This window comes from Halocola ammonii, from assembly GCF_049334165.1.
Classification (GTDB): Bacteria; Bacteroidota; Bacteroidia; order Flavobacteriales_D; family Sanyastnellaceae; genus JBEGHD01.
The window spans coordinates 106,279-133,210 of sequence record NZ_JBEGHD010000009.1; the positions used below are offsets into that span (position 1 = coordinate 106,279).

Annotated in this window: 25 protein-coding genes; 18 read left to right on the forward strand and 7 right to left on the reverse strand. The window is 43.7% G+C overall.

What is annotated here, in order from left to right; genetic code table 11:
- Positions 1 to 10: 10 nt before the first annotated feature.
- The 5 genes from ABHV44_RS10685 to ABHV44_RS10705 form a co-directional block, all read right to left on the reverse strand.
- On the reverse strand, positions 11 to 1,417 hold the full coding sequence (locus ABHV44_RS10685; RefSeq protein ID WP_459074678.1) for a TolC family protein: 1,407 nt from the start codon (positions 1,415 to 1,417) through the stop codon (positions 11 to 13).
- A gap of 5 nt (positions 1,418 to 1,422) precedes the next feature.
- Positions 1,423 to 2,790, reverse strand: a complete 1,368-nt coding sequence (locus tag ABHV44_RS10690; protein ID WP_459074679.1) for an HlyD family secretion protein — start codon at positions 2,788 to 2,790, stop codon at positions 1,423 to 1,425.
- A gap of 14 nt (positions 2,791 to 2,804) precedes the next feature.
- The gene (locus ABHV44_RS10695; RefSeq protein WP_459074680.1) at positions 2,805 to 4,505 is read right to left on the reverse strand and encodes a peptidase domain-containing ABC transporter; all 1,701 of its coding nucleotides are present in this window, start codon (positions 4,503 to 4,505) and stop codon (positions 2,805 to 2,807) included.
- Between the two features lie 100 nt (positions 4,506 to 4,605).
- Positions 4,606 to 4,935, reverse strand: a complete 330-nt coding sequence (locus tag ABHV44_RS10700; protein ID WP_459074681.1) for a hypothetical protein — start codon at positions 4,933 to 4,935, stop codon at positions 4,606 to 4,608.
- A complete protein-coding gene (locus ABHV44_RS10705) occupies positions 4,932 to 5,615 on the reverse strand; it encodes a TetR/AcrR family transcriptional regulator (protein ID WP_459074682.1) in 684 nt (227 codons plus the stop codon). Before ABHV44_RS10705 ends, ABHV44_RS10700 begins: the two co-directional genes overlap by 4 nt.
- Positions 5,616 to 5,774: 159 nt before the next feature.
- Here ABHV44_RS10705 and ABHV44_RS10710 point away from each other — a divergent pair, with 159 nt between their 5' ends.
- The 14 genes from ABHV44_RS10710 (at position 5,775) to ABHV44_RS10775 (ending at position 15,537) form a co-directional block, all read left to right on the forward strand.
- The gene (locus ABHV44_RS10710; protein WP_459074683.1) at positions 5,775 to 6,311 is read left to right on the forward strand and encodes a Crp/Fnr family transcriptional regulator; all 537 of its coding nucleotides are present in this window, start codon (positions 5,775 to 5,777) and stop codon (positions 6,309 to 6,311) included.
- Between the two features lie 62 nt (positions 6,312 to 6,373).
- Positions 6,374 to 6,913 (forward strand): DinB family protein, encoded by a 540-nt coding sequence (locus ABHV44_RS10715; protein WP_459074684.1) that lies wholly within the window; start codon positions 6,374 to 6,376, stop codon positions 6,911 to 6,913.
- Between the two features lie 89 nt (positions 6,914 to 7,002).
- The gene (locus tag ABHV44_RS10720; RefSeq protein ID WP_459074685.1) at positions 7,003 to 7,512 is read left to right on the forward strand and encodes a hypothetical protein; all 510 of its coding nucleotides are present in this window, start codon (positions 7,003 to 7,005) and stop codon (positions 7,510 to 7,512) included.
- Positions 7,513 to 7,552: 40 nt separating this feature from the next.
- On the forward strand, positions 7,553 to 8,077 hold the full coding sequence (locus ABHV44_RS10725; RefSeq protein ID WP_459074686.1) for a hypothetical protein: 525 nt from the start codon (positions 7,553 to 7,555) through the stop codon (positions 8,075 to 8,077).
- Positions 8,078 to 8,228: 151 nt separating this feature from the next.
- The gene (locus tag ABHV44_RS10730; RefSeq protein ID WP_459074687.1) at positions 8,229 to 9,218 is read left to right on the forward strand and encodes a lipoate--protein ligase; all 990 of its coding nucleotides are present in this window, start codon (positions 8,229 to 8,231) and stop codon (positions 9,216 to 9,218) included.
- 107 nt (positions 9,219 to 9,325) lie between these two features.
- Positions 9,326 to 10,261: a hypothetical protein gene (locus tag ABHV44_RS10735; protein ID WP_459074688.1), complete on the forward strand. Its 936-nt coding sequence runs from the start codon at positions 9,326 to 9,328 to the stop codon at positions 10,259 to 10,261.
- Positions 10,262 to 10,331: 70 nt separating this feature from the next.
- Positions 10,332 to 10,868 (forward strand): GNAT family N-acetyltransferase, encoded by a 537-nt coding sequence (locus tag ABHV44_RS10740; RefSeq protein WP_459074689.1) that lies wholly within the window; start codon positions 10,332 to 10,334, stop codon positions 10,866 to 10,868.
- A gap of 81 nt (positions 10,869 to 10,949) precedes the next feature.
- Positions 10,950 to 12,017, forward strand: a complete 1,068-nt coding sequence (locus ABHV44_RS10745) for an NAD-dependent epimerase/dehydratase family protein (protein ID WP_459074690.1) — start codon at positions 10,950 to 10,952, stop codon at positions 12,015 to 12,017.
- 37 nt (positions 12,018 to 12,054) lie between these two features.
- Positions 12,055 to 12,612, forward strand: coding sequence for a GNAT family N-acetyltransferase (locus ABHV44_RS10750; protein ID WP_459074691.1), 558 nt, complete (start codon positions 12,055 to 12,057; stop codon positions 12,610 to 12,612).
- 21 nt (positions 12,613 to 12,633) lie between these two features.
- Positions 12,634 to 13,023, forward strand: a complete 390-nt coding sequence (locus tag ABHV44_RS10755; protein ID WP_459074692.1) for a hypothetical protein — start codon at positions 12,634 to 12,636, stop codon at positions 13,021 to 13,023.
- A 139-nt stretch (positions 13,024 to 13,162) separates the two neighbouring features.
- Positions 13,163 to 13,618: a hypothetical protein gene (locus tag ABHV44_RS10760; protein ID WP_459074693.1), complete on the forward strand. Its 456-nt coding sequence runs from the start codon at positions 13,163 to 13,165 to the stop codon at positions 13,616 to 13,618.
- Between the two features lie 32 nt (positions 13,619 to 13,650).
- Positions 13,651 to 14,202 carry an RDD family protein gene (locus ABHV44_RS10765; RefSeq protein ID WP_459074694.1) on the forward strand — a complete coding sequence of 184 codons (552 nt, stop codon included), beginning with the start codon at positions 13,651 to 13,653 and terminating at the stop codon, positions 14,200 to 14,202.
- Between the two features lie 65 nt (positions 14,203 to 14,267).
- A complete protein-coding gene (locus tag ABHV44_RS10770; protein WP_459074695.1) occupies positions 14,268 to 14,885 on the forward strand; it encodes an alpha-ketoglutarate-dependent dioxygenase AlkB family protein in 618 nt (205 codons plus the stop codon).
- Positions 14,886 to 14,907: 22 nt separating this feature from the next.
- Entirely contained in the window at positions 14,908 to 15,537 is a 630-nt protein-coding gene (locus tag ABHV44_RS10775; RefSeq protein ID WP_459074696.1) for a hypothetical protein, read from the forward strand.
- A gap of 56 nt (positions 15,538 to 15,593) precedes the next feature.
- Here the strand turns inward: ABHV44_RS10775 and katG are convergent, their stop codons facing one another.
- Complete coding sequence (katG, locus tag ABHV44_RS10780; RefSeq protein WP_459074697.1) at positions 15,594 to 17,840, reverse strand: catalase/peroxidase HPI; 2,247 nt, start codon at positions 17,838 to 17,840, stop codon at positions 15,594 to 15,596.
- Positions 17,841 to 18,033: 193 nt separating this feature from the next.
- Between katG and ABHV44_RS10785 the strand changes: the two genes are divergently transcribed.
- The 4 genes from ABHV44_RS10785 to ABHV44_RS10800 all read left to right on the forward strand — a co-directional run bounded on the left by ABHV44_RS10785 (position 18,034) and on the right by ABHV44_RS10800 (position 25,099).
- A complete protein-coding gene (locus ABHV44_RS10785) occupies positions 18,034 to 18,606 on the forward strand; it encodes a pentapeptide repeat-containing protein (protein WP_459074698.1) in 573 nt (190 codons plus the stop codon).
- A 192-nt stretch (positions 18,607 to 18,798) separates the two neighbouring features.
- Positions 18,799 to 22,830, forward strand: coding sequence for a CheR family methyltransferase (locus ABHV44_RS10790; protein WP_459074699.1), 4,032 nt, complete (start codon positions 18,799 to 18,801; stop codon positions 22,828 to 22,830).
- A gap of 120 nt (positions 22,831 to 22,950) precedes the next feature.
- The gene (locus ABHV44_RS10795; RefSeq protein WP_459074700.1) at positions 22,951 to 23,370 is read left to right on the forward strand and encodes a response regulator; all 420 of its coding nucleotides are present in this window, start codon (positions 22,951 to 22,953) and stop codon (positions 23,368 to 23,370) included.
- A 79-nt stretch (positions 23,371 to 23,449) separates the two neighbouring features.
- Entirely contained in the window at positions 23,450 to 25,099 is a 1,650-nt protein-coding gene (locus tag ABHV44_RS10800; RefSeq protein WP_459074701.1) for a PAS domain S-box protein, read from the forward strand.
- 8 nt (positions 25,100 to 25,107) lie between these two features.
- Here ABHV44_RS10800 and ABHV44_RS10805 read toward each other — a convergent pair whose 3' ends face one another.
- Positions 25,108 to 26,871 (reverse strand): carboxypeptidase-like regulatory domain-containing protein, encoded by a 1,764-nt coding sequence (locus ABHV44_RS10805; RefSeq protein ID WP_459074702.1) that lies wholly within the window; start codon positions 26,869 to 26,871, stop codon positions 25,108 to 25,110.
- Positions 26,872 to 26,932 lie beyond the last annotated feature (61 nt).

Below are 26,932 nucleotides of genomic sequence, written 5' to 3' on the forward strand. Positions count from 1 at the left end.
ACTCAAGTTTTTAGTTGTTTTCAGAAAGTGAACCCATCGCGTAATCTACTTTGAGGGCTGCCTTAAATTGCTTTGCAAAAATCTCGATGTACTTCACCTCAGCGCTGATCAGACCGAGCTCTCTCGAGTTAACAAGAAACAAAGAACTTTCACCGATGGCGAAAAGCTCTCGCTCCCCTTCTACCAGTTGGCGATAATCCGAAACTGTTTGCCCATAGGTCGAAGCCTGGCCGGAAAGTGTTTGCAGCTCGTTCAGTGCAGCTCTCAGTTTGTAAGTCAGGTTGGCTTGCTTGTCTCTCAATTTCATGTCCGATTGTCTTAGTTTGATCTCAGCCAATTGCAGAGCACCGCGCTCTTTTCTAAGCAAAATGGGCATTTCAAACTCCAGTCCCCAGGTGTAATTATTCACACTCACCTGGTCGATGGCGTCTCCACCAATAGCCTCAGTTAGAGGGTTGTACTTCAGATTAAGTGTAGGTTTGAGTTGTTCGGCTTTCCATCGTCTTTCTACTTCCAGCTGGTCAATGGTGAGCCTTGCTGCTGTCAATTCGGGGTGATCTACAATAGCAGATTGAGCATCGTCTGGCAGGTTTTCGAGAAGTTCTGCGACATCCAGCGTTTCCATCTCTGGAGGTGCGGTATTTTCAGACAACTCCAGTGGAATGGTTCCTTCAGCCCACAAAAAGGCCTCAATCTGCGCTCTGGAATTGGCCAGCTGTAACTCAGCTTCTCGAAGAGCGAGCAAACGATTCTGCACCTGAATAGAAGCTTCCAGCGTGTCGATTAATGGGCGGTCTCCAAGCTCAGCCCCACCCTGCACAGCATCTCTTCTTTCCCGTGCCTTGCTGTAAGCTTCTCTGTAAACATCCACCTGGTGCCACGCGATAAACCAGTCCCAGTAAGCGCTTCCAGCCTTATAGAAAAGATCGTTCAGCATAAACGCTCTTTCCGCCCGGCTCGCCTCCTGATAAATCTTTGCTTGATTTAATTGAGCCCTTCTTTCATCGATAAAAAGTCCCTGGCCCACAGGAACTGAAATGCCTGCATAGTAAAGCCCAGCGGCAGGCGTGTTATCTTCCGGATTCAGATACTGACCTTCGTTTTCCTCGTAACCACCAACCAGTTCTACTCCAAACCAGGTGGGAATTTTCAGTCCACCATTAATGAGGCTGTAATACTCCTGCTGGCGAAAATACTTCTGACTAATGTCTGCGAAAGCCTTTGGATCGAAAGCCCCACGACTCATAAGCAAATTAGCTTCGCCTCGAGCTGTTTGGAGTTCAGCTCTTTCGGCCATGGGATGGTGTTTTTCAACGATTTCGAAAAACTCTTCCATTGTGAATGTGCTGTCCTGCTCCTGGCTAAAGGCTGACTTGCTCAAAAAGAGAATAAACAATATGCCAAATGCGTATCTCATTTTTCTCACTTCTTTTTCTGATCATTAGCATTTTGCCCATCCGATCCCAGACCGGTTTTGTAATAGTCTGGTGGAAAGCCATTAACCTGACGCCACAGCTCATACCAAATTGGAACATCCTTGAGAAGCACGATATTGTTGGTTCCCGAGCCTACACGGAGAGCATCCGGCCACGGATGTTCCTCAGGATCGGGAGCCACCAAAATTCGATACATGCCATTGTCACTTATGAACTTATCGATCGCATAAACGTCACCCGCGTAAGTTCCATAACTTGTGTTTGGCCATCCCGAAAACACAATTGCCGGCCAACCGTCAAATTGAATTCTCACGGTTTGACCTTTTTCTAAAAGCGGCAAGTCCAGTGGTCTCACATACATTTCCACAGCCAACTGATAATCTGAAGGCATTATCGTTACGATTTGCTCTCCTTCTTTTACCATTTCACCTATTCCCGATTGAATCGTCTGTGTGATGTATCCGCTTTGAGGTGCAGTGATGTAGTACATTCCGCGTCTCACAGAGTAATTGGTGTATTCTGACTCGAGTTTTGCCACTCCCAGTTCGGCATCGTAGAAATTGGAAAGTGCCGTGAACTTCTCAGACTTTGCTTTGGCGATGTCGTCTTTGTACTGAGCATCGAGCGAGGTCAATTCGACTTTTGCATTCAACACTTCATTCTGACTCGAAAGCAATTTGTTCTCTGCTGAGATTTTTTCGGCCTGTGCTTTCTGCATGGCCATTCTTCTGGTCTCCAAATCTGTGAGGGAGCGAAGTCCTTTTTCTTCCAATTGTTCCATCCGCTCATATTGCCTAACAGCAATTTCGTAATTGGTATTAGCAGCTTCAAGGTCGATGCTATCGCTCTTTACTTTTAGTTGAGCCTGCGTGAGTTTGTTTTGAGCTTGCTCCAGTTTCAACTCCCGGGTCTGCTCAAGTGCAGCAATTTGATCTTCCAGAGCCTGCACCTTTTCGTTGTAAGATTCGGCAGAAAGACCTTTTGCGCGCAATTGACGCTCTGCCCTGTCGAGGAGTAGCGGATCGAAATACTGATCCTTTACCTCAGAGATGAAAAGAATAGTGTCTCCTTTTTCTACTTCATCACCTTCTTTCACATACCACTCCTCTATTCTACCACCGATCACTGAGTTGATCGCCTGAGGCCGTTGACCAGGCTTTAGCGTAGTCACAACTCCACCAGACCGGATATTCTGAGTCCACGGTAAGAACAACACGATTCCAAGTATTGCGAAAAAGACCAGAACCATGCGCAAGAACCAGCGGCCCCCGCTGCGGGAATAGACCTTTCTGAAAGAGGAATGTTCATCCCGATTTACTCGGTGGGTAATGCTATTTTGAGATATATTCAACATTTTTCAATCTTGTTTTAGTTGTTGTCAGTTTGATTTCCTCCAACTTTCTTCAACTGGCCATTTATCATGGTATAGAGAACTGATGCCTTTTCGATTAAGTAAGGGTCGCCTGAAACAGCAACAACTGTCCAGGGCCTTTCTGGTGAAAAGAGGTAGTCAATTATTTCCTGTCTTTGTTTCATGTCGATGTATTCAAAAGAATCCTCGAGCAGCAAGAGTCTCGGCTTGTCGGCAATGCTACGAGCGATTAATAATTTTTGAACAAGACTGCGAGGCAGCTTTCTTCCCTGAGGGTCGATTCGGGTGTTGTAACCTTCTGGTAAAAGACTGATGAACTTCTTGAGTTTGGCAGCTTCCACCGCTTCTTTTACGTTTTCAAAAGTCGCCCCCTGACGACCCATAGCCAGGTTTTCCATAACGGTTCCTTCAAACAGCTGCTGGTGGCTCAACAAGTCACCAATCATAGCCCTGAGGTTTTCCTGATGCAGGTTCCCTTTTGATAGATCATCGAAGGAAATAGCTCCTGAAGTGAGATCATAAATCCCCGAGAGCAACTGAAGTAATGTGGTTTTTCCAGAGCCATTTTCTCCCGTTATCACTACTCTGGAGTTGGGCTCAATTCGAAGCGTGGTTTTTTCGAGAGAGTTGGAGTTGGCGCCTGGATAACTAAAAACTGCCTGGTCGAGCTCAATACTCATTCCGTTTCCGTTGTCTTTTAAAGATTGGCGATTGGTGTCTTCTGGCTCGAGCTCAAGGTCGGTAACTTCTCCAATTTTTTCGAGGGCTGTGAGAATATCGTAAATCGTTTCAAGACTATTCACGAGCTTTTCCACAGAGTTGATAATCATAAGAATGATGATCTCAGCAGCAACGAACTGACCGATGTTCATCAATTGTTCCATTACAAGTACACCACCAATAGCGAGTAGTCCTGTAGCGATGATCACTTTAAAGCCAACCAGAAAGCTAAACTGCTTGAGGAGCTCCTTGAAGTGCTTCTCACGGTAGTCGAGGTAATTGTCAACGTGTTCGTTGGTTTTAGACATGGGAAGCGTGGAGTCACCAGCGAGTTTGAACGTGGCTGCAGTTCTGGCTACCTCTTCGAGCCAGTGAGCAAGATTGTACTTGTATTTCGACTCCTTGAGGCTGGCATTGAGTCCCGGCTTTGCAGTAAATCTAAAAATGACGTAGATCAGAAGTACCAGTAGCAAACTGAACAGGATGAAAAACGGGTGGTAAAGCGAGAGCAGAATCAGACCAAACACTACCTGCAGAGTGGCTGCTGAAAAGTCCATCAATACCTTCGACAGCCCTTTTTGGACCGACATCGTATCAAAAAACCGGTTCATCAGCTCTGGTGCATAGTGGCGATAGAGCTCTTCCATCCTGATTCGTGGAATGCGATAGGCAAATTCAAAAGCCGCCCGGGTAAAAATTCTCTGCTGAATGTTTTCTACCACTCGCAATTGAAAGATCTGAAGCAATCCTCCGAAGAGTACGCCTAACACTACAAAAGTGACCAGCACCACCCAGGATGAGCTCACCCGCCCTCCCTGAATAAGGTTTACGATCGCCTGAATGCCCAGTGGTATGGAGAGCATGATCAACCCATGGAGTATTGCGTACAGATAAACGTTTCGGATTTCCTTCTGATCTGGCTTCAACAGCCGCCAAAAGCGATCTGTCGGTGACAGTGTTTCTTTTTTGGTTTCCATATCAGGATTTAGATTCTACTCAGAAAAGACTGAGTGCAAACACGTAAATGATTAAAAATGAAATGATAAAATTGGAGCGTTAAAAGCTACTTAATTTTATTCAGAATCTGGGAGGTGGTGGATCCTCGGATAAGGCCCCACTGCGAACTGTGAGGTGAAGAAAAATTGGAGAAAGCCCTCGTTCAGCTTCTACAAAGTCGAGGATTTCGGTTAGTATTGGGTTGGCCAGGTCGTCTCCTGCATCAACCAGGAAATGATTGGCGTCTTCTTCGTGCTCCTCTAAAATCTCTGCCATAACAACCGAGTTCACAGGCTGACTGGTAATGTAAACATGGGCAGCCATGAACATGAAAATCAAGCTGAACAGCAGGAGCACACGAAGTGGTATGCGATTGACTTTTGACGATATGGGCACAAGCGTCAATCTCATTTCTCTGATTCTATAGATTTCATTACCATCTGTTTGTAAAAACTGGTGATACTGTCTTCACCAACTACCACATCTGTAAGGCTGCGCAAGTGACTTGCGAAAAAACGCTGGTGATGAGCACCCTCTATCACTGTTGAAATCACCATGCGCGGGTATTTGTATTCGGGACTAATCTCAGTCACGATTTCACTCACCCGTCCTACAAGCCTCTTATAAGCAGAAAAAGCACCCATTTTGTTTTCTTCATCGACTTCTCTTGTCAGATAAGCTTTGGAAGATTCTGCTATAATAATCTGATTTAACTGGCGCTCGTTGATGTGTCCGTAAACATTGTCTTCTTCAGGCTCTCTGGTAAGCACCTCAATGGCTCGTCCCAGACGCTCTTTTGGAGATTCGATATTGGCAAGTGCAAAAACCAACTTGTACTCCATCCATGACCAATACCAGGAAAAGAGATAGAGCAGTAATTTGTGTTTGTTTTCGAAATAGCGATAAACAGAAGCCTCTGTTGACTGAATTTCCTTTGCCAGTTTATGAAAAGTGAAAGCATCAAAACCCACTTCGATGAGCAATGAGATGCTTCCGCGAATGATTCGCTTTCCAAGCTCACTCGACTCAGGGTCTTTGATGTAAACATTTTCGTTTACCTGAATATGTAGGTTGGACAGTAAGTCTTTCACAATTCAAACTATTTACATGCAAATATAATAGTAATACTTTCAGCTTTGCACTTAATACCTCTAACACTGGATTTCCAGAAAGGTTCACACAGTCTGAAAAAAAATTTTGAAGCCCGCTTTTCGTAAGTTAGAGCCGGTTTTAAACGAAAAAGCTTAACCGTGAATCCATTCGAAGAACTGAGAATTATGATGGACGAGGCTGACCTTTGGCAGCAAAAATTCACAGCGTCCAGAGGTGAACTGCTAGTATCCAAAGGGGATCGTTCTACAGATTTGTTCTGGATAAAAAGCGGAAGTGTAAGAGTCTACCTCCTGGACGATGAACGGGAGCACACTATCCGATTTGGCTACAATGGTTCATTTATCACAGCCCTCGACTCTTTCATCACGGGAAATCCGACAAGTCTTTGGATCGAAATTTTGAGAAAAGCCGAAATCTGGAAGGTGGACAAATCGACCTTCGATAAGTTTATCCAGGCAAAGCCAGAAAGGTTAACCCGGTGGCTCACACTAGTTGAACACCTCACTTTTCAGCAGTTTGAGCGCGAGTTGGATTTGCTCACCTCCTCACCGGCTAAGCGATTTCAAAGAGTTTTGAATCGAAGCCCAAGAGTCTTTCAGGAAATTCCGCACAAGTACATTGCCTCTTATCTTCGAATGACTCCAGAAACACTTTCACGACTTCAGAAATCTTGAGTTGAATCAATTTTAATAAGTCGACATTTATTGAGATTTGCTTCGATTAAAAAACATAATTCATGAGGATCAATCAAAACGAATTAATTGCCGATCTGGAGCAAAGAACTCACGACAATCTTCGCAAGGCCAAAAAACTGGCAGAACTCAACGAAAGTAAACTCAACAAGAAACCGGACTCAGAAAGCTGGAGCGCCCTTGAAGCCATCGAACACCTAAATCGGTACGGAGAATTTTATATCCCCGAAATCGGTAAGAGATTGAAAGACGCAAAACGGATCTCATCTTGTGTCACTTTCAAAAGCGGGTGGCTCGGAAACAAATTTGCTAAAATGATGCTCCCAGATGCTAAAAGCATGAAGACTTTCAGTTCGATGAACCCAGCCGGAAGCAACCTGGACAAATCAGTTCTTACCACTTTCATCACGCAGCAGCAAGAGATTTTGGATTTACTCGACAAGGCAAAGTCTGTAAATCTAAAGAAGGTCAAAACCTCCATCTCGATCAGCAAGTGGATCAAGCTGAGACTAGGCGATACCTTAAGGGTTGTTACCTACCATAACCAGCGTCATATTCAACAAGCGGAGAGAGCGGTTGGCTGATTTTGATTTTACTTAAGAAAATGAAAATACTGACGTAGAATTTTTGATAATCTTTGTCGTTGTTCTCAAGGTACCAACGCTTTGACCTTATGAAAAAACTTGTCCTACTTCTGACGATGCTGGCTGCCCTAAGCTCCATCAGTCAGGCACAAACTATCAATCAAAAAGAAACGACCGAACCAATTCTGAAGTATCAGGCCGGAGCCTTTGCCGGCATTTCGCAGGGCTTTGGTATGAGTTTTCGCTTCTGGCCAGAAAAATTTGGAACTCAATTCACTTTTACCCCTGTCGTTGATGAATATTTTGAACTTTACAGTTTAGGATTTTCACTACTGCATTGGGTTTCGAAGGGAGAGAAAATTGGACTTTATGCCTATCAGGGAAATCACCTTCTTGTGGATATTGACCGGGATATACGCGAACCCGATGGTTCCAAAAGAACGAGGTGGGACAACCAGTATTATTGCGGGCTAGGATTTGGAGCACAGATTAATCTGGTCACAAGGTTTAAGCTCGACATCACAACAGGATTTGTTGCCATGAACAACTTTCAGAGACTCCGAACCGACCTTGGAATTGGCCTCTTCTATGAATTTTAAGAAATACTGAAAACCTAATTGAAATCGAAAATCGCTTACCATGAAATACTTCACAACGCTATTTTTTTTCATCGCTCTCACAATGATGTCAGTTCAGGGGCAGTCAGAAAATGACACCATCCCAAATTCAAACTCTCTCATGAAACATTCGCTTGGAGCCACTGCCGCCAGAGCAAATGGCGTTGGCCTAACCTATCGCTATTGGCCCGGAAACTTTGGAGTTCAGGCTACCTTCGGCCCCTACCTTGAGGATGACCTTGCCAATATCAGTGCGGGAATTACATTTCTGTACAGGATTGCTGGAACCGAGCACGTTGAGCTCTTTGCCTACCAGGGAAATCATTACCGCTTTGAAGAATATTATGAAGGATTCTATTCACCAGGACCGCCATATCACGATGATAAATTAGTAACCGAAGAAAACTTCAATACCGGCATTGGCCTTGGAGTAGAGTTCATCATCCTGAAGCAAATCAACCTCGATCTTATGTTGGGATACACCGCTATCGACAACTTCACAGGATTAACCATTACTGGTGGAGCAGGTCTTTATTACAATTTCTGACAACCGATTTATTCGGTTACAGGTTACAATCCAAAATACAGGACAGAACCTGAGTACAAGTCTTTTGTTTGGCTGCTAAACCAATGTGAAAGGAAATTGATTTTCGCGAAAAGCGATATTTTCTACTTTCGCCAAAAGAAGTTTACAGCCTATGCTTTGTATCGATAGTCCCAGTTTGGAGCCCTATTTCAACCAGGCAGTTGAAGAGTATTTCCTCAAGAATTTTGATGAGAACATTTTCATGCTCTGGCGAAATAACAACGCCATCATTGTTGGAAAGCACCAAAACACACTGGCCGAAATCAATGTGGATCGCGTGAAAGAACGTGACATCAAGGTGGTACGGAGACTAACAGGTGGTGGAGCAGTATTTCACGATCTCGGTAACATCAACTACACCTTCATCATGGGCTATGGCGATGAAGGAGCCAAGGTTGATTTCAAAAAATACAATCAGCCAATTATCGATGTCCTGGCTGGACTTGGAGTGAAGGCAGAATTTTCTGGAAGGAACGACATTCTGATAGACGGCCAAAAATTTTCTGGAAATGCCGAACACATTTACCATCAGAAACAGCGCGTACTCCATCATGGAACACTGCTTTATGCATCTGAGATTCAAGACATCTCAGACGCTCTAAATGTGAATCCACTTAAGTTTGAAGGCAAGGCCAGAAAGTCGGTGCGCAGCCGCGTAACCAACATTTCAACGCATTTGAAAGAAGACATTGGAGTGGATCAGTTTAGACAAAAAGTGATGAATCACATCACAGACATGTATGACGATGCAGTGCCTTACGAATTCACCGAAGAAGACAAGGCAGCCATTCAAAAACTGGCCGATGAAAAGTACAGCCAGTGGAGCTGGAACTTCGGCTACTCACCGCGCTATGGCTTGAAAAATGGATTTAAAGCAGAAGGTGGCCACGTGGAAGTGCACCTCGATGTTGACAAGGGAATTATTACGGATTTAGACATTTTCGGAGACTTCTTTGTCAACAAAGACATTGAGCCCGTAAAAGAGGCCTTGATAGGTGTTGAGCATCGTGAAGAATCAGTATTGAAAAAACTCAAAGAAATTAATAGCAGCGAATATTTCAACAAGGTATCTGAAGAGGAGTTAGCAAAAGCGTTTTTCTGATTTTGACTATATTTCAAGTGTATTTGACTTATTGATACTGGTACTCAATATAATTTGTAAACGACCCCGACCGTTATTAGCATCTCATACTACTTACTAACTATCTAATGAAAACTCTCCTAAAGATCTCACTGCTTCTAGTCTTTTTCTCTTTTGAATCTTGTCTTGTCTATCGTGGTTATGTGAATGTAGATAATGCTTTTCATGTTCCTACGGTCAACAATAACGTTTGCAAAAGGCTGAAGGGAAAGGTGATTGTATATGGGATTTTTGTAGACTCCAGGCAAACCGGACTCTGGACTGAGCACGACATTACCAGCACCATCGACTCGATCAACTACGCCATGAATTGGGTAGAAAAGCAAGGACAAAAGGCTGGAGCTGCGGTTGACATTGATTTCATTTACCATCAGGATGACAAAGGAACAATTCCGATAAGAGGAATACTTTCTGGTCAAACCCTGAAAGGCACACTCTTCGACAACGGTTACCGCGGAGGTTACGCAACAAGAAAAGTAGACCTTTGGGCAGACAAGCTGGCCCGTGATGCTCATCGCTCGCTTGAAACCGATAGCTCCGAAATTACAAAAACGAAAATCCGTCCTCGAGGTAGAGATGAGTTACTGGCAACGCTTCGTGATATTCACGGCACAGACAATGTGGCTTTGATGTATTTCTTAAACAACTATTACTCAGATGAAGTCTCAGTTGCCATTCATACATCCGAAGATGAAGAGCCCGAATACGCTGTGGTAAGCTTCAAACAACCTGCAATTATTGCTCACGAATTTTTGCATCTGTTTGGTGCGCTCGATCTTTACATTACTCCTGGAATGCGCAAAAACAAAATCAAGAGAAAGAGAGAATTTGCTATGCGCGAATTTCCGAATGAAGTTATGGCGTTTTATTATCGAAGATTAGACACCCTCAATATTAGTCCTTTAACCCAGTATCTGGTTGGTTGGGACAACGAGCTAAGCCCGGAACATAAAAACATGATTTTGAGCAAAAAAGTCGAAGTTGCGAAGTACTGTGTTCATTAATCCATTCCAGATTCAAAACCTTCAACTTCTCCAAAACTTATCTTAACTTCACATTAGATTTTAAGATAGGATGATCGCCAAGACTTTTCCGAAACTCGAAACTTCACGACTGACGCTGCGACAGATCTCAGAAAGCGATCGAGAGCTCATTTTCAAGGGCCTCTCCCACCCCGAAGTCATCAGATACTACGGTGTTAGTTTCGACAGTCTGGAAGCCACTAAAGAGCAAATGGAATGGTTTCGCGATCTGGAGAAAAAGGCCACTGGTATTTGGTGGGCCATTTGCTCGAAAGATCAAAGTCAGTTCTACGGAGCAGCAGGATTCAATAATCTTGATAGAAAAACCGCCACTGCTGAAATCGGTTTTTGGCTTTTACCAGAGTTTTGGGGAAAAGGAATAACCACAGAAGCTGTCGAGCTGGTTCTTGATTACGCCAGTTGTACGCTCGATTTGAAACGAGTAGAAGCTTACGTTGAAATCGAAAATGAAAACAGCAAAAACGTTCTTCAAAAGCAGGGTTTTGTTTTGGAGAAAACCATGAGCAATTGCGAAGAGAAAAACGGAAAGCTGATCAGCCTTGATGTTTTTGCGAAGCATTTTAAGTAAATGCTAAATTCAGTTTCTTGTGACAATTATTTGTCAATCTTATACTTACCGTGGTTTAGATTTCCATAACTTCGGCCACCTATGACAGAAATTGACAAAACAAAGCCCGTATTGGTCACAGGCGCAACTGGATATGTTGCTGGCTGGCTAGTAAAAAAGCTTTTGGAAGAAGGACTCACAGTTCACGCTGCAGTGCGAGACCCCAAAAATGAAAAGAAGTCGGCTCACCTCAGAAAGTTGGCTGAAAAAGCCGATGGAAACATAAAGTTTTTCAAATCAGATTTATTGGTAGAAGGATCTTATGCCGAGGCTATGAAAGGTTGCGAGTTGGTTTTTCACACAGCATCTCCTTTCACTTCAGATTTTGACGATCCGCAAAAGGAACTCATCGACCCAGCAGTAAATGGCACAACCAACGTGCTTGAGGAGGCCACCAGGACCGACTCCGTGAAACGAATTGTACTCACCAGCAGCTGCGCGGCAATTTACACCGATGCAATAGAGTGCAAAGAGGCCCCAAACGGTAAACTCACTGAGGAAATCTGGAATACTACCGCCTCGCTCGACTACCAGCCTTACAGCTACTCAAAGACACTTGCTGAGAAAAAAGCCTGGGAGATCAACAAAGCTCAAAACCGTTGGGATTTGGTGACCATCAACCCAAGTTTAGTGATGGGGCCACCACTTAACCCGGGGGCTACGACCTCTGAAAGCTTCAGTCTGCTAAAGCAACTTGGCGATGGCACTATGAAAATGGGAGTGCCTAATGTGGGTATCGGTTTGGTAGATGTGCGCGATGTTGCCGATGCTCACTTCGCGGCTGGCTTCACACCAAAAGCAAGTGGAAGATACATCACTTCGGCCCACAACACCAACTTTCTGGAACTCGGAAAATCCCTGCAACCCAGGTTTGGAGATTCTTTTCCCGTACCCAAAAAAGCGTTGCCCAAATGGGTCGCTGTTTTGTTCGGACCGATGATGGACTCATCCATCAGTCGAAAATTTCTCCGAAACAATGTGAACGTAGAATGGAAAGCTGATAACTCGAAAATCAAAAACGAACTGGGAATACACTTCCGACCTCTCCGGGAAACCATGGAAGATGGATTTCAGGTGCTGGTTGACGAAGGGATTTTAAAAGGGAAATAAATCAGTTCTATCATGTGAAAGACCCATCAGTAGTAAAATGAACCCTTTCGAAATCTACACCGACCGACTTCTGATCAGAAACTTATTGGTTTCCGATTTGGAGGCTTTTCTCGCTTACAGGAGTGACCCCGAAGTAGCACGCTACCAGGGTTTCGAACCTTTCGATCTTGACAGAGCCAAAGAGTTCATTCTGGAAAACGCAGAGAAAACAATCGGAATGCTTGGTGAATGGGTGCAGTTTGCAATTGAACTCAATCCGACCAAACAGCTGATTGGCGACTGCGCCATAAAAATTAGTGCTGACGATCACCGCCTTGGTGAAGTAGGTATAACTATCTCTCCTACCTTTCAGAAAAGTGGTTACGCTAAAGAAACACTGACTGCGATAGTCGACTACCTGTTTTCACTCGATGATTTCCATCGGATAACAGAAAGAGTTGCTCCCGAAAACACTGCCTCAGTTCGCTTGCTGGAAAGCCTGGGTTTCAGAAAAGAAGGCCATTTCATTGAGAATGTTTTTCTAAAAGGAAGATGGCAAAGCGAATTGCAGTTTGCTTTGCTTAGAAAAGAGTGGGAGGAACAATCTAAATCTTAAAAATAACTCAAGACTTAAACTATGGAGTCTATAATTTCTCAAACGACTGCGGCTTATTCCTTACTCGTGCTGCTGTTCGCACTTGGGTTCTTCCATTTGCTAATTTTGGTCGGCATCATTCCGCACAGCATCATTTGGGCAGGGAAAATTAAAAGTCGTAAACAGCTTATCCAACTTGAGATGTTTTCAATATTTATTCTACTGGTTGCTGCGTTAATTGCAGTTTTAAACACAAGTTTGGTGGAAGTAGATGTATCTCAAACGAGCCTGAAAATCGCTAACTGGGCCCTTTTCGGTTTCTTTGTGCTAAACACTCTCGGAAACCTTACAGCAAAAACTAAATTTGAAAAGTTTGGATTCGGAAGTCTAACAATAATCATGGCTTTTCTGGCATTGGCACTCGCACTTTAGCATTGAATCCTAATGGGAGAGATTTGTGAGCTCCCCATTTGTTTCGACCTCTTGTCATAAACATGGTTGTCCGGCTTTATTATTTGGTTTAATTTGAGAGCATTAGCACAACCAAAATTTTAATAGCACTTCAGCACCTATGCAGATCAATTCACTAGACTCACGTCAGGAACTAGAAAAAGACAGTAAAACCGAAAAAGTCTATTTGCAGTTTTCAAATTTACTCTCATCACTTCGCAAACAGGAGTTAGCTGATGAAGTTGTGGAATCCATCAACCTCGAGATTGCGAAAGTAAATACCGCAGAAAAAAGTAAACTGAGAAATGCCATCCGAAAAAGCCAGACTCGTATCTTAAGAGTAGTCGAGCAAAAAGCCAAAATCGTGCCTGTAAACTACTACCGCAACCTGTGGCTTGCCCTGGGTATGGCTGTTTTTGGAGTTCCCTTCGGTGTGATTCTAGGGCTGTCACTCGATAATATGTCTTACCTGGCTATCGGCCTGCCATTTGGAATGGGCATCGGCATTGCAATCGGAACCGGAATGGATAAAAAAGCCAAAGAAGAAGGACGTCAGCTTGACTTTGTTTTGCGGTAGACTCAGGCTTTTTAAGTTTAACTCATAAAAAAATGAAGCACTTACTCCAAAGGGGGCTAGCCTACTACATCGATTGCATCATCTGCTTTGGAGCCGTCATGCTCATTTTGCAATGGGGGATACTTTCAAACATTCGAGACGACATTGGAATTACAGACGATTGGTTCAGAGAAAGCTGGAACATGCAGCTTTACGTACTGACTACGATTTCTTTGCCTACCTGGCTTTACTTCGCCATGTTCGACAGCAATCATTCAAAGGGAACTCTCGGTAAAAGACTATTCAAACTATCTGTACTCAGAAGCGAAGATTCGAATCGGATTTCATTCGGAAAATCTTTTGGAAGGACCATCCTCAAACTTTTACCATGGGAAGTTGCTCACCTCGGAGTGATTTTTCCCACACCACTTTACTTTGCAAAAGAACCTGAAATTCAACCAATGACTTACATTGGAATTGCTCTTTTTGGAATCTACGTCCTCAGCATTCTTCTTAGCAAAACGAATCAGTCTATCTACGATTACTTGTTAAAAACAAGGGTTGTGAAAAGTAGTCGCAAGGCGAAATCCGTGAACGGAGTTTAGAAACGAAAATGAAATTGAGTGCCGAATCTTTAGAACAGCCTAGCCGAAAGTCTGTTCCAACCTTGATGAGTTATTCCGATTCCTCAAATCGCAAGAGTCCCAACCTACTCTCCCATGATGGCGTTGTTCATTATTTCCCACAATTAGTTTCACCCGCTGAAGCTGACGAATTCTTGCAGCTTTTGCTCAATAATATCGAATGGCAACACGATGAAGTAGTGATGTTTGGCAAGCGGATTATCACAAAGAGAATGACTGCCTGGTATGGCGATCGACCTTTTGACTACACCTACTCAAAAATTAAACGGACTGCTCTCGAGTGGACTGAGGAATTAAAAAAGTTAAAACTAGTCGTTGAAAAAGTAACCGGTGAAACTTTCAACTCCTGCCTTCTAAACCTCTATCACTCTGGAGAAGAAGGAATGGGCTGGCACAGCGACAATGAAAAAGAGCTTGAGAAAAACGGAGCAATTGCTTCGCTGAGTTTTGGCGCTGAGCGAAAATTTGTTTTCAAGCACAGGCGGACCAATGAGAAAGTTGAGATCCAACTGGCTCATGGTAGTTTGTTGCTGATGGCTGGTGAAACACAAAAACACTGGTTGCACCGCCTTCCTCCCACTAAAAAGATTTCTTCACCCAGAGTGAATCTCACTTTCAGAACAATCGCGGAGCAATCAACCTAATTTCTTTTTGTAACTATGTCGCATGACAGGGCCACAAAAAGTTTGGTATGCCAGCTACGGATCGAATATTCTCGAAAGTCGATTTCGCTGCTACATTGCCGGAGGCAAGCCAGAAGGTGCAACGCGAACCTACAAGGGTTGCAGAGATAAAACGCTTCCAGAAGACAAAGAACAAATCATTATTTCAAGTGAAGTTTATTTTGCCCGATCTGCAAAAACCTGGAATGGCGGTGGCGTGGCCTTCATCAAGAACAATTTTGATGAACATCATCAAACACTCGGACGAATGTACCTCATTTCTCAAGAGCAGTTTGAAGACGTGGTCAGACAGGAGATCGGAACCGAAGAACCACTAGAAATTGACTTCGACCTGGTAAGCGAAATGGGAAATCTGGTAGTGAAGCCTGATTCGTGGTATGGGAATATCATCTTTCTCGGCAAGAGTCGTGGTCATCCGATATTCACTTTTACGAGTGATACAGATTTGTTAGATCAATTAAACATGCCGAACCAACACTACCTGCGCACCATCAGTAAAGGTTTGAGAGAAGCATATGGCTACTCTGATTCAGAGTTGATTAACTATTTTCAGAAGTTGAGTGGCATTAAAGGCACAGCAATGGAAAGTGAAGTCGGGAGAATGATAAAATAAAAAGGTGGTCCGTTTCCAGACCACCTTCCTACATTCTAAAGTTAGGAACTGAAGAATTATTTCAAATCAAATCTGTCGAGGTTCATCACCTTGTCCCAGGCTGCTACAAAATCCTTTACGAATTTTTCCTGAGAGTCAGAACAAGCGTAAACTTCTGCAAGTGCACGAAGCTCTGAGTTAGAACCGAAAACAAGATCGGCTCTGGTGCCTGTCCATCTTAGCTCTCCAGACTTGCGGTCTTTTCCTTCAAAGAGTTTTTCTTCCTCCGAGGTAGCTTCCCATTTCGTTCCCATGTCGAGAAGATTTACGAAGAAATCATTGGAGAGCACACCTGGCTTGTCGGTGAACACACCGTGCTTAGAGTCATCCCAGTTGGTGCCAAGCACGCGCATCCCTCCTACAAGAACAGTCATCTCTGGTGCTGTGAGTGACATCAGTTGTGCTTTGTCAACTAATAGCTCCTCTGTAGTTACAGAATACATTGTTTTTCTGTAGTTGCGGAAACCATCTGCGGCAGGCTCCAGATAAGCAAACTGCTCTTCATCTGTCTGCTCTGCTGAGGCATCCATTCTTCCTGGAGTAAATGGAACTTCGATATCGAAACCGGCATCTTTCGCAGCTTTTTCAACTCCTGCGCAGCCAGCCAGCACAATCATGTCTGCAAGCGAAACTTTTTTATTTCCGCTTTGAGAATTATTGAACTCTTTCTGAATAGATTCGAGTTTATCGAGCACTTTCGAAAGTTGTTTTGGGTTGTTCACTTCCCAGTCCTTTTGAGGAGCAAGGCGAATACGCGCCCCGTTGGCTCCACCTTTGTAGTCTGATTGACGGAAGGTCGAAGCTGAGGCCCAGGCAGTAGAAACTAATTCAGAAACAGAAAGTCCAGAATCGAGGATTTCACCTTTTAGGTGAGAAGTGTCTTTCTTATCGATCAAGTCGTGATCAACTGCCGGGATCGGATCTTGCCAAATCAACTCCTCGTCTGGCACTTCCGGTCCGAGGTAGCGATTAATCGGTCCCATATCGCGGTGAGTGAGCTTGTACCAAGCTTTCGCGAAAGCCTCTGCAAACTCATCTGGGTTTTCGTAGAAATGTCTTGAAATTTTCTCGTATTCTGGATCGTAGCGCAACGACAAGTCTGTAGTCAGCATTGTCGGTTTTTGCATCCTGTCAGAATGAGCGTAAGGAATTATTTCGGGAGCGTCCTTGGCTACCCACTGCTTAGCGCCCGCTGGACTTTCAGTGAGTTCCCATTCAAAACCAAAAAGGTTTTCGAAGAAGTTGTTGCTCCATTTTGTGGGTGACTTGGTCCAGGTAACTTCCGGCCCTCCGCCAATGGTATCATCACCGTGGCCCTGTCCGTAGCTACTTCTCCAACCCAAACCTTGCTCGGCCATACTTGCTGCTTCAGGCTCGGCAGACTGATGCTCTGGTGAAGCAGCACCGTGTGCTTTACCAAAAGTGTGACCACCGGCAATGAGCGCTACAGTTTCGTAATCATTCATAGCCATTCGGCCAAAAGTCTCTCGGGTGTCGTGGGCTGCTGCCACCGGATCGGGGTTTCCATCGGGGCCTTCGGGATTCACGTAGATCAATCCCATTACTACTGCTGCAAGTGGGTCTTCGAGTTCTCTGTCTCCAGAGTAGCGTTTATCTTCGAGCCACTCACCTTCAGAGCCCCAATAAATATCGTCTTCTGGCTCCCAAACATCTGCACGGCCTCCACCAAATCCAAAGGTTTCGAGGCCCATAGATTCGAGAGCACAGTTTCCAGCCAAAATCATTAGATCGGCCCATGAAATTTTCTTCCCATACTTTTGTTTTATCGGCCAGAGCAGTCTTCTTGCCTTGTCGAGGTTTACGTTATCCGGCCAACTGTTGAGCGGTGCAAAACGCTGGCTTCCGGTTCCGCCTCCACCACGGCCATCGCCAATTCTATAGGTACCTGCACTGTGCCAGGCCATTCTGATAAAGAATGGACCGTAGTGACCAAAATCTGCCGGCCACCATTCCTGTGAGTCGGTCATCAGATCGTAGAGGTCTTGCTTAATTGCTTTTAAGTCGAGCTTCTTAAACTCCTCTCTGTAGTCGAAGTCCTCTCCCATCGGATTCGACTTTGACGAGTGTTGTCTTAAAATTCCGACATTTAATCGATTGGGCCACCAATCGTCATTGCGAGTTCCGCTACCTGCGGCACCGTTGCTTCTTCCCGCCAAAAAAGGGCACTTGCTGGCGTCACCGCTGTTGTTGTTATAGCTTTTCGATCCATTTGAGGATGAATCGTGATGTTCGTTACTATCCATATTGTATGATTTTTTGAAAGTTCACGTCCCTAATTTAAAAGATTCATCTGGATAATTTTCATTTATAATTCTTATGAATGTATAAGCTGTAACTATGAAAGCTAAGTCAGTAAAGAGCAATTTCCCATACTACACTGTAGGTTCATCGTTTAACTCACATTAATTAGCTTTGTCTCATCCAAAGAACTCTACGATGACCTTCAATAACACCCTGGAGCAAACCTTTGAAAAACTCGATTTCTCAGAATCAAAATTCGAAAGCGGGGATTTCGAACTATGCACTTTTATCGGTTGCTCATTTTCCAATGCGGACCTCTTGTCTTGTAGGTTTTTGGAAACTGAGTTCCTCGATTGCGATTTTAGTAATTGCAACCTGTGGAAGACAGCCTTTCAGGAAGTAACTTTTGAAAATTGCAAAATGCTCGGGCTGCAATTTGAGAATTGCAATGAGTTTGGGTTTGAGGCTGACTTTAAAAACTGCATCCTTGACCATTCATCTTTCTTCAAAATGAAGCTTAACAGATGTCGGTTCGAATCGTGTCATTTAAAAGGAGTTGATTTTACCGAATGTGAATTGAAGCAGGTGAAGATCACAAACTGCGATTTGCTTGAAGCCACATTCGAAAGAACGAGTTTGGAAAAAGCCGACTTCAGAAAGTCGATGAACTACTCTATTGATCCAGAGTTAAATAATGTGAGGGACGCGATTTTCTCCCTTCCTGAAGTCCTGGGCCTTTTGGAAAAGCACGGGATAAAAGTGAGTTAATTCTCACGAAGATGGCCATACATGCGGAATGGCAGATTGCCTGCGTCTTTGAGGAACGACCAGTCAATAAGCTCCTGGAGTATATTATTTTCCAGAAGGTGTGGAAATCTTCCAGAATAATCACTTCTTTGTAAGCGCGGCTGGGGTTCCGTCAAATAAAGCATCCCGAGTGAACAATTAGATAAGTAATTTATGTCTGGAAAGAACACTTTCCCGATCATAGGTATCGGGGCTTCGGCTGGAGGATTAGAACCCCTCGAGGCATTTTTTGAAAATATCGACCCCACTTCAGGCTATGCATTTGTGGTCATTCAGCACCTGGCGCCAAACCACAAGAGCTTGATGGATGAGCTTCTGGCTCGGCACACCTCTCTTCCTATAAAAGTCATCGAAAACGGTCTCGAAATCGAGGCCAATCACATTTACCTCAATCCACCCAAGAAATTTGTAGAGCTCAAAAACGGCAAATTTGTTTTGAGCGAAAAGGAAGATCGAAAGCTCAGTTTTCCAATCAGTTCATTTTTCGAATCTCTTGCATATGAAGTAAAAGACAACTCTGCTGCAATTGTGGTTTCTGGAACGGGAAGTGACGGCTCTGAGGGGATCAAGTACATCAAAGAAATGGGCGGTCTTGTCATCGCCCAGGATCCGGATACAGCCAAGTTTGACGGCATGCCCAAAAACGCCATCCAGACATCTTGTGTTGACAAAGTGTGTAAAATCAGAGAAATCCCAAAAGAGCTTGCCGTATTCTTTGACAACAAGAGCAAGACTCAAAAATATGAGATCGATCCTCAAGACAAGGAGGCTGAAATTTCGGAAATACTAGATGCGGTTTATTCTCAAACCAGCGTGAGCTTTGCGGATTATAAAATTTCTACGATTTACAGAAGGACAACAAGGAGAATGGGAATTTTGGGGTATTCAGATCTCACTGAGTATCGCGACTACTTGAGGATTTCCCCAACTGAAGCTCATCAACTGGCTAGTGAACTATTGATCGGTGTGACCCGATTCTTCCGAGATGAAGAGGCATTTCAAAAGATTTACGATGAAGTGATTCCCAAAATTGTGGAAAGCACATCCGACATCAAGTCCATTCGGGTTTGGGTGCCTGCCTGCTCTACCGGTGAGGAGGCTTACAGTCTGGCTATTTTATTCAAAGATTATCTCAGGCAACACAAGCTTCACTATGACGTGACAATTTTCGCTACAGATCTCGACAAGGAAGCGATTAAAATTGCATCGAACAGGATTTTCCCGGAAAGCATTTCGAACGAGGTTCCCACCTCCTATCTCAATAATTACTTCATCCCACAGAAAAAAGGCTATTCGATAGCTAAAGAAATTCGGGAGATGATTGTTTTTAGCATTCACAACGTTATTCAGGATCCTCCTTTCAGCAAGATCGATTTATTGAGTTGTCGCAATTTCCTGATCTACCTAAACAGCAATGTTCAGCAAAGGCTTTATTCTTTATTTCAGTATGCGCTAAAGCAGCACGGTGTACTTTTTCTCGGATCGAGTGAGTCGCTTGGCCAAAAGGGCGAGCAGTTTTCTGAACTCGATAGCAAGCACAAAATTTACCTCAACAAAAACAGTAAAAAGCTGGTGCACCTCAGAGAAAGAAAACCGATGCACGTGAACACAGCCAAGATCAGCGGAAAGGAACAGAATAATCAAAGCACACCTCCCTCCAACGAGAGCTACTATGCCTACAATCCATCGAGAAGAATGCTTAGCGAGATTCAGGAGGCAATTATTCAGGAGTTCGCTCCAGACACCATAGTCTATTCCGATTCTTTTGAATTAGTTCACACCACAGGAAAGGTGAACCAATGGCTTAAATTACCTCAGGGAGAGATCAGCACCAACATCTTGCGAATGCTTCCAGATCACATTGCCCTGTCTTTCGAAATGATGACCAACAGGGCACTGGGTAGCGGTGAGGTTCACTTGCTGAAAAACATCAAGCTAGATGAAAAGCTTAAGGAGGTGTATGGCGAAGATGAACGTCTCCATATCCACATTCGAAAACTAGCCTCCCAAAAAGGCCACCAACTGATGGCTGCAACATTTTTGGTGAAAGAAAAAACTGAAGAAATTGCGGAGTCCAATGAATTGGATTTGAGCATGGCTTCGCGCGAGAAGATCGATATTCTCGAGCGCGAACTCAGGGTGAATCAGGAAAACCTGCAAACGACAATTGAAGAACTGGAATCCAGCAACGAAGAGCTGCAAGCGGCCAATGAAGAATTGCAGAGTTCCAACGAAGAGCTGGAGTCGGTAAACGAGGAGCTATATACAGTAAATGCTGAATATCAGGAAAAAGTAGAAGAGCTCAGCAATGCCAACAACGACCTCAACAACCTCATTCAGAGCACAGATATTGCTCTACTCTTCCTGGACTCAAACCTCAACATCCGCAAATTCACTCCAGCGATAAAGAAAATCCTGAACCTCAATGAACAGGACATTGGTCGTCATGTCAGCAATTTTAGAGGAAAGATTCAGGTGCAGGATTTAATGGAACATGTGGATCGTGTTTACGATGAAATCACTTCGTTTGAAACTACAGTTAAAGACGATTCTGGAAAGGAGTACATAGTTAGGATGAGCCCTTTCAAAACCATGAACAAGGAGATTCAGGGAGTCATCATTACTTTCTTTGACATCACAGCTGTGAAGTCGGCCAATAGAAAACTGGAGCTTTCCAATGAAGCGCTTAACGAGGTGAGCTCTGTTTTCAAGAAGCAAACTGAGCTTTTTGAAATCATCGCGAGAAACTCTAACGATCTCGTAAGTCTCCACAATCTAGATGGTGAGATCACTTACCTCTCTCCTTCTGCTCAGGACCTTATCGGTTACACTCCCGAAAGTCTGATGGGCAAAAGGCTCACTGATCTGATGCCGAAACCCGAACATCAGGAAAAGTTGAAATCTATGATCTCTGATCACCGATTTGGCGACAAAGCCGGAACGCTAAAAGTGATTCTCCGAAATAACAATGGACACGAAGACTGGTACGAAACAAAGCTCAAGCAAATAACCGATCAGGAGGGCAAAGTAACGAGCGTGTTGGCAACGACCAGAGACATTCGCCACAAAATCGAAATGACTCAGGAGCTTGACAAGCTCTCTTTATTAGTCGATCAGACCACAAACTCGCTGGTTCTTACAGATGCTGATGAGAAGATCACTTTTGTGAACAACGCCTTTGAGAAACTCACAGGCTTTGAGATGTATGAAGTGTTGGGTAAAAAACCCGGAGACTTTTTGCAGGGTGAAGAAACTGACCCATCTACTGTAGAGCTGATGAGGAAGAGTTTAAAAGAAGAAAAGCCGTTTGACGTTGACGTCATTAATTACACCAAAACCGGTGAAAAATATTGGGTCAGCATCCATTGTGAGCCGATGTACGATCACGACAACACGCTCATTGGATTTTTCTCCATTCAACACGAAGCAACTATTCAACGCGATTATGAGGAGCGCATCAATAAGCTCAACGACCAGTTGAGAGAACAAAATAGCAAGCTGAGTAGTCTCAACAAAAATCTGGAAGAGTTTGCCTACGTTGCTTCCCACGATCTGAAGGCTCCTTTGAGAAACATCATTGGGATGATCAACCTCATTCAAAAGAAAAGAGGTTCATCGACTCCAGAGATGATGGATAAGTATTTCGAAATCATGTCGAATGCGGTGAACGACATGAATAGCATGATCGAAAACCTACTGAAGTATTCACGTAGCGGTAAGGTCAACGAAGAGCTGGAAACGGTGAATCTGGCTCAAATCATGCGCGAGGTGAAAAAGCTGTTCTCACAAGACCTCAAGGTTTCAGGCGGAAAGATAACTTTCAACTCTAAAGTAGACAGGGTTCGGGTTTACCCTATCCTTTTTAAACGACTGATGACAAATCTTTTGAGCAACGCACTGAAATACAGCAGTGAAGACAGAGAACCAGAAATAAAAATAAGCTGCGTAAAGAAAGGACATTACCTGCACTTCAAAGTTGAAGACAATGGTATTGGTATCGAAGAAAGTCAATTCGATTTCATCTTTCAGGTTTTCAAATCTATCCAGCCTAGCGAAGACAGCAATGGTATCGGACTTTCTATCTGCAGAAATATTGTAGAGAGCCACAACGGAAAAATGTGGGTGGAGAGCGAGCCTGGAAAAGGCAGCACTTTTCACTTTGAGATTGAAGACTTTATCGAGTAGCTTCGGAGAACCTTGTCTGTCTTCTCACTTCCAGCAGCAAATTGGTCAGTTGAGTTGTGTGATAGTTTCATTCTGTTTTGATATTTTCGATGGATTATTGAAACTTAAACTGAAGAGCAATTGATTACGTGTTTTTTAATAGATGACGATGCTGACGATCGAGAGATCTTTAGCATTGCCCTGCAGGACCTGGAACTCGAAACGGAACTGTACACGGCAGTTAATGGTCTGGATGGCATCGAAAAGCTCAATGGCAATGGCGATTTTCAACCCGACTTCGTTTTTCTCGATCTCAATATGCCCAAATTATCTGGTAAAGAAGTTCTGGAAGAATTCAGCAAAATGCCTAATTGCAAGGACATGAATGTCATTGTTTATTCCACCTCCACCCACGAAAGAGATATCGAAGAAACTAAAGAATTGGGAGCACGTCATTTTTTGCCCAAGCCCAGCAGAATTGACGATCTGAGAGAAAGCTTGCGTTTTGTATTTCAAAAAGAACCATCAGATTATTTGATACATCTAAGGGCCGAAAGATGAGTTGTATCTCATCAGTGCAGTGAACAAACTGATATAACTTGTTTGTTTAAGATTTGTAAAACAAAATTCTGGTCAAATAATGTCTGAGTCTTCTCCGGGAAAGTCATTCGACCGAAGTGGTCCTGGCTACTCACTTCCAAACTTTGCATACAGTTATAAAATTCTTGAAGAAATTCCTCTTGCAGTCTACATCTGCAACAGACAGGGGAAAATCACTTTCTACAACAGCGCAGCTCTTCATCTTTGGGGACGCACGCCAGACCTGGACTCGGAATATTGGAGCGGAGCTTATCGAGAATTCGATATAGAAGGCTCGGAAATCACAGTCGCCCAACACCAAAAATGGTCGAGCTTTGAAGACAATCGTGCCTTTAGAGCCCTGGAAATGGAAATCGAACGCCCCAGTGGTGTTAAGAAAAACGTACTACTTCACATAAAGCCCATCTACAGCACCCTCGGGAAAGTAAAAGAGACACTGCACATTCTTGCAGACATCTCTGACAAAGAACAGAAAGAACAAGAACTGCGACAGAGCGAAAACAGCTACCGGCTTTTCTCTGAAGTATTGGAGCAGCTTGTAGAAGAAAGAACACACAGCTTAAAACTTAGCGAAGAACGCTATCACAAAATGGTAGATGAAGTAAAAGATTACGCCATCATCATGCTCGATGTGGAAGGAAGAGTTGTGAACTGGAATAAGGGTGCAGAAGATATTAAGGGCTACACTGAAAAAGAGATTATCGGTGAGAACTTTAAAAAGTTCTATACCAGAGAAGACATTGAGCATGGTCTCCCTAACAAACTGCTCGAAAAAGCAAAGAAGGAAGGACGCTCTACGGACGAGGGCTGGCGCGTGAAAAAGGACGGCTCCACATTTTGGGGAAGCGTAGTGATCACTGCACTCCACAATGACGAGAACGAAATCATCGGTTTCACTAAAGTGAGCCGAGACCTCACAGAGCGAAAACTGGCGCAAGACCAGATGCAGAAATACGCTGTGGACATTGAGCTGAGGAACAAACAACTGGAAGAGTTTGCGTTTGTGGCATCGCACGATTTGCAGGAACCTCTGAGAAAGATCAGAATGTTTTCTGACCTGCTTGAAAAGGATATTCAGGACGAAGAAAGAGCAAGACGTAGCCTTAAAAAAATTCAGAAGTCAGCTACCCGAATGACCAACCTCATCAAAGATGTTCTTGAGTATTCTCAACTATCTCAAACGGCTGACTTTGTTCCTGTAAACCTTGAAGAAACACTCGACCAGGTGAAGGACGACCTCGAAGTTCTCATTGAGGAAAAAAATGCCACAATCGAGCACAGTGAGCTGCCGGAAATTGCGGCTATTCCGATCCAAATGCATCAGCTATTTTCTAATCTAATCGGCAACTCCCTGAAGTTTTGCGATGAACAACCGCACATAAAAATCGAATGCACCTTGCTCAACTCGAAATGCTCAGATAAATTTCCAGATACATTTCACAAGACAGACTACTGGGAAATAGACATTTCGGACAACGGACCAGGTTTTGACCCACAGTATCAGGATAAGGTTTTTGAGCTTTTCAAGAGATTAGACAAAGAACAGGAAGGCACTGGAATCGGACTTTCTCTCTGCAAAAAAATTGTCGACAATCATTTTGGAACCATCGAGGTGGATAGCCAACCTGGTGAAGGAGCAACTTTTAAAATCTGCCTACCTCTGAATGCGGAAGCTCTCCGCGATGATTGATACCGAGGTCAGGGACCACCGTTTTCACCTTCCACTTCTTCGATGTAAACCCTAAATAGAGCCAGGTTATCGATGCCCAGATGTTCCACAGTTCTTTCGTTCCATTTGCGCATTCCTTGTTTATTTAAACCTCTTTCAACATCCTTCAGAAAAGTGCTCGTCATTCGATTTATCATTTCCAGCCTGTCGAAATAAACTTTGGCCATCTCACCTTCCGAACTGCACTTTTTTAGCTGCTCATTGAGAATTCTGCGCTCGATTTCAATCTGATCGAAATAAAGATTGATGAAAGCGCGCGCTGTATCGTCCATTGGAAAGTGGTAGTAACTGGCGTACGGATCCATTATAGTACTTGTGAGAAAATGCAGTGAGTCGTCAATTTGATTTACATCGAGAAAAATTTGTGCCCAAAGGTGGTATCTCTCCGCTGGAGGTTTTTTAGCCAGTTCATAGAGTTCTGCTTTGTCATACTCCTGCTCTCTAAACACAATTCGCTTTCCAGACCAGTGAACGTAGGGCTGCTGCAAAAAGCCTTTTTCTCCAAAGGCCGACCGTACAAACATTTCTCTGTTACTAACCGTGGATGGGTCGTTGGCAAACTGATTGTTTTTGTCTTGTAAGTCATTCAATTTAAACTCATCAAAATTCTCCCAGAAATAAGCATTGTAGGGAATGGCATTTATCTTTCTGTAGTCGCTAATATCCGGGTTGGAGAAGTGAAAAAATGGCAATTCAAATCTTCTTTCATAATCGTAGGCATAGAGGACTGCTCGCGTGGAAATGTCATCAATTGAACCATCGCGGTGTTTGTAACGTAGATCGTAGTTGAAATCCAGTGATTTTAAGTACATCTCTCCATCAATTCGCTGATAGGTTTTTGATAACTCCATTCCTACTTTCAGCAGTGAATCTGAAGGCCAAATGGGGACAAAGGGATAATTGGCCACATTGTCAGCACTAAGCTCAAGTTTGATTATATCCTTTCGCAATGAATCAATCCACACTTTTCCAGAAAAATGTGAGCGCTCGTCTTCCAGAGGTTCGAAAGAAATCACATAAACCACATCCCCCTTTTCGTCCTTGTATTTCGAAAAAAGATTGAGATCATAGCTTTTCTTCAACTCGCGGTGGCGGAGCTCTAAAGGATTGAAAGGGAAATAGTCACTCCCATTAATTGCGCTGTACATGCACAGCACCTTGCTCGGTTCTGTCGAAATGAAATACTTTTTCTCGAACGAAGCCAGAGCAATTCGTCCATTTTTTAGATTTAGTTTATCGACATCGTATCCTGCAAACTCTCCGTTGTAGTAGCATTCGAGGAGTTCGACTTGTTTATCTCTCGTGTTGCTTTGCAGCGAAAAGTACGTTTTGGCTATTTTCCTTTCATTGGTTCCCGTCTTCTTTGCCTCCCTAATCAAATCATACAAATAACTGTCATCAGCTGAGATGATTACCTCACCCACAAGCTCAGCCCTTTGAGTGAGCGCAACAAAATTTGACTCAAAGATTTGTGAAGCTTCGACCTTTCGATTTTCATAGCCAACAAATGAGAAATAGATAATATCATCCTTTCGAACATCATTGAGCCTAAAAACACCCGTCTCATCAGTCACTGTTCCTTTCCCGTTTCTCAGGTTGACCACCGTGGCGTAAGTTAGTGGTTCGCTTGTTTCCGAATCAACCACTACAGACCTGAGTGTTTCTCCCTGCTGAGCAAAAGACTGAAAAACAAACATTAAGAGCAGAGAGAGAAGCGCTACTCGAGACAGCATTGAAGTTTGTAAAACCATAGGAAAGGCATTTGTGCGCTTCAATTTAAACTGCTTTTCAATA

What these genes read in the sequence shown, in the direction of transcription:
- ABHV44_RS10685 (WP_459074678.1), bottom strand. Translation starts at nt 1,417, where the DNA reads ATGAGATACGCATTTGGCATATTGTTTATTCTCTTTTTGAGCAAGTCA.
- ABHV44_RS10690 (WP_459074679.1), bottom strand. Translation starts at nt 2,790, where the DNA reads ATGTTGAATATATCTCAAAATAGCATTACCCACCGAGTAAATCGGGAT.
- ABHV44_RS10695 (WP_459074680.1), bottom strand. Translation starts at nt 4,505, where the DNA reads ATGGAAACCAAAAAAGAAACACTGTCACCGACAGATCGCTTTTGGCGG.
- ABHV44_RS10700 (WP_459074681.1), bottom strand. Translation starts at nt 4,935, where the DNA reads ATGAGATTGACGCTTGTGCCCATATCGTCAAAAGTCAATCGCATACCA.
- ABHV44_RS10715 (WP_459074684.1), top strand. Translation starts at nt 6,374, where the DNA reads ATGAGGATCAATCAAAACGAATTAATTGCCGATCTGGAGCAAAGAACT.
- ABHV44_RS10720 (WP_459074685.1), top strand. Translation starts at nt 7,003, where the DNA reads ATGAAAAAACTTGTCCTACTTCTGACGATGCTGGCTGCCCTAAGCTCC.
- ABHV44_RS10725 (WP_459074686.1), top strand. Translation starts at nt 7,553, where the DNA reads ATGAAATACTTCACAACGCTATTTTTTTTCATCGCTCTCACAATGATG.
- ABHV44_RS10730 (WP_459074687.1), top strand. Translation starts at nt 8,229, where the DNA reads ATGCTTTGTATCGATAGTCCCAGTTTGGAGCCCTATTTCAACCAGGCA.
- ABHV44_RS10735 (WP_459074688.1), top strand. Translation starts at nt 9,326, where the DNA reads ATGAAAACTCTCCTAAAGATCTCACTGCTTCTAGTCTTTTTCTCTTTT.
- ABHV44_RS10740 (WP_459074689.1), top strand. Translation starts at nt 10,332, where the DNA reads ATGATCGCCAAGACTTTTCCGAAACTCGAAACTTCACGACTGACGCTG.
- ABHV44_RS10745 (WP_459074690.1), top strand. Translation starts at nt 10,950, where the DNA reads ATGACAGAAATTGACAAAACAAAGCCCGTATTGGTCACAGGCGCAACT.
- ABHV44_RS10750 (WP_459074691.1), top strand. Translation starts at nt 12,055, where the DNA reads ATGAACCCTTTCGAAATCTACACCGACCGACTTCTGATCAGAAACTTA.
- ABHV44_RS10755 (WP_459074692.1), top strand. Translation starts at nt 12,634, where the DNA reads ATGGAGTCTATAATTTCTCAAACGACTGCGGCTTATTCCTTACTCGTG.
- ABHV44_RS10760 (WP_459074693.1), top strand. Translation starts at nt 13,163, where the DNA reads ATGCAGATCAATTCACTAGACTCACGTCAGGAACTAGAAAAAGACAGT.
- ABHV44_RS10765 (WP_459074694.1), top strand. Translation starts at nt 13,651, where the DNA reads ATGAAGCACTTACTCCAAAGGGGGCTAGCCTACTACATCGATTGCATC.
- ABHV44_RS10770 (WP_459074695.1), top strand. Translation starts at nt 14,268, where the DNA reads ATGAGTTATTCCGATTCCTCAAATCGCAAGAGTCCCAACCTACTCTCC.
- ABHV44_RS10775 (WP_459074696.1), top strand. Translation starts at nt 14,908, where the DNA reads ATGACAGGGCCACAAAAAGTTTGGTATGCCAGCTACGGATCGAATATT.
- katG (WP_459074697.1), bottom strand. Translation starts at nt 17,840, where the DNA reads ATGGATAGTAACGAACATCACGATTCATCCTCAAATGGATCGAAAAGC.
- ABHV44_RS10785 (WP_459074698.1), top strand. Translation starts at nt 18,034, where the DNA reads ATGACCTTCAATAACACCCTGGAGCAAACCTTTGAAAAACTCGATTTC.
- ABHV44_RS10790 (WP_459074699.1), top strand. Translation starts at nt 18,799, where the DNA reads ATGTCTGGAAAGAACACTTTCCCGATCATAGGTATCGGGGCTTCGGCT.
- ABHV44_RS10800 (WP_459074701.1), top strand. Translation starts at nt 23,450, where the DNA reads ATGTCTGAGTCTTCTCCGGGAAAGTCATTCGACCGAAGTGGTCCTGGC.
- ABHV44_RS10805 (WP_459074702.1), bottom strand. Translation starts at nt 26,871, where the DNA reads ATGCTGTCTCGAGTAGCGCTTCTCTCTCTGCTCTTAATGTTTGTTTTT.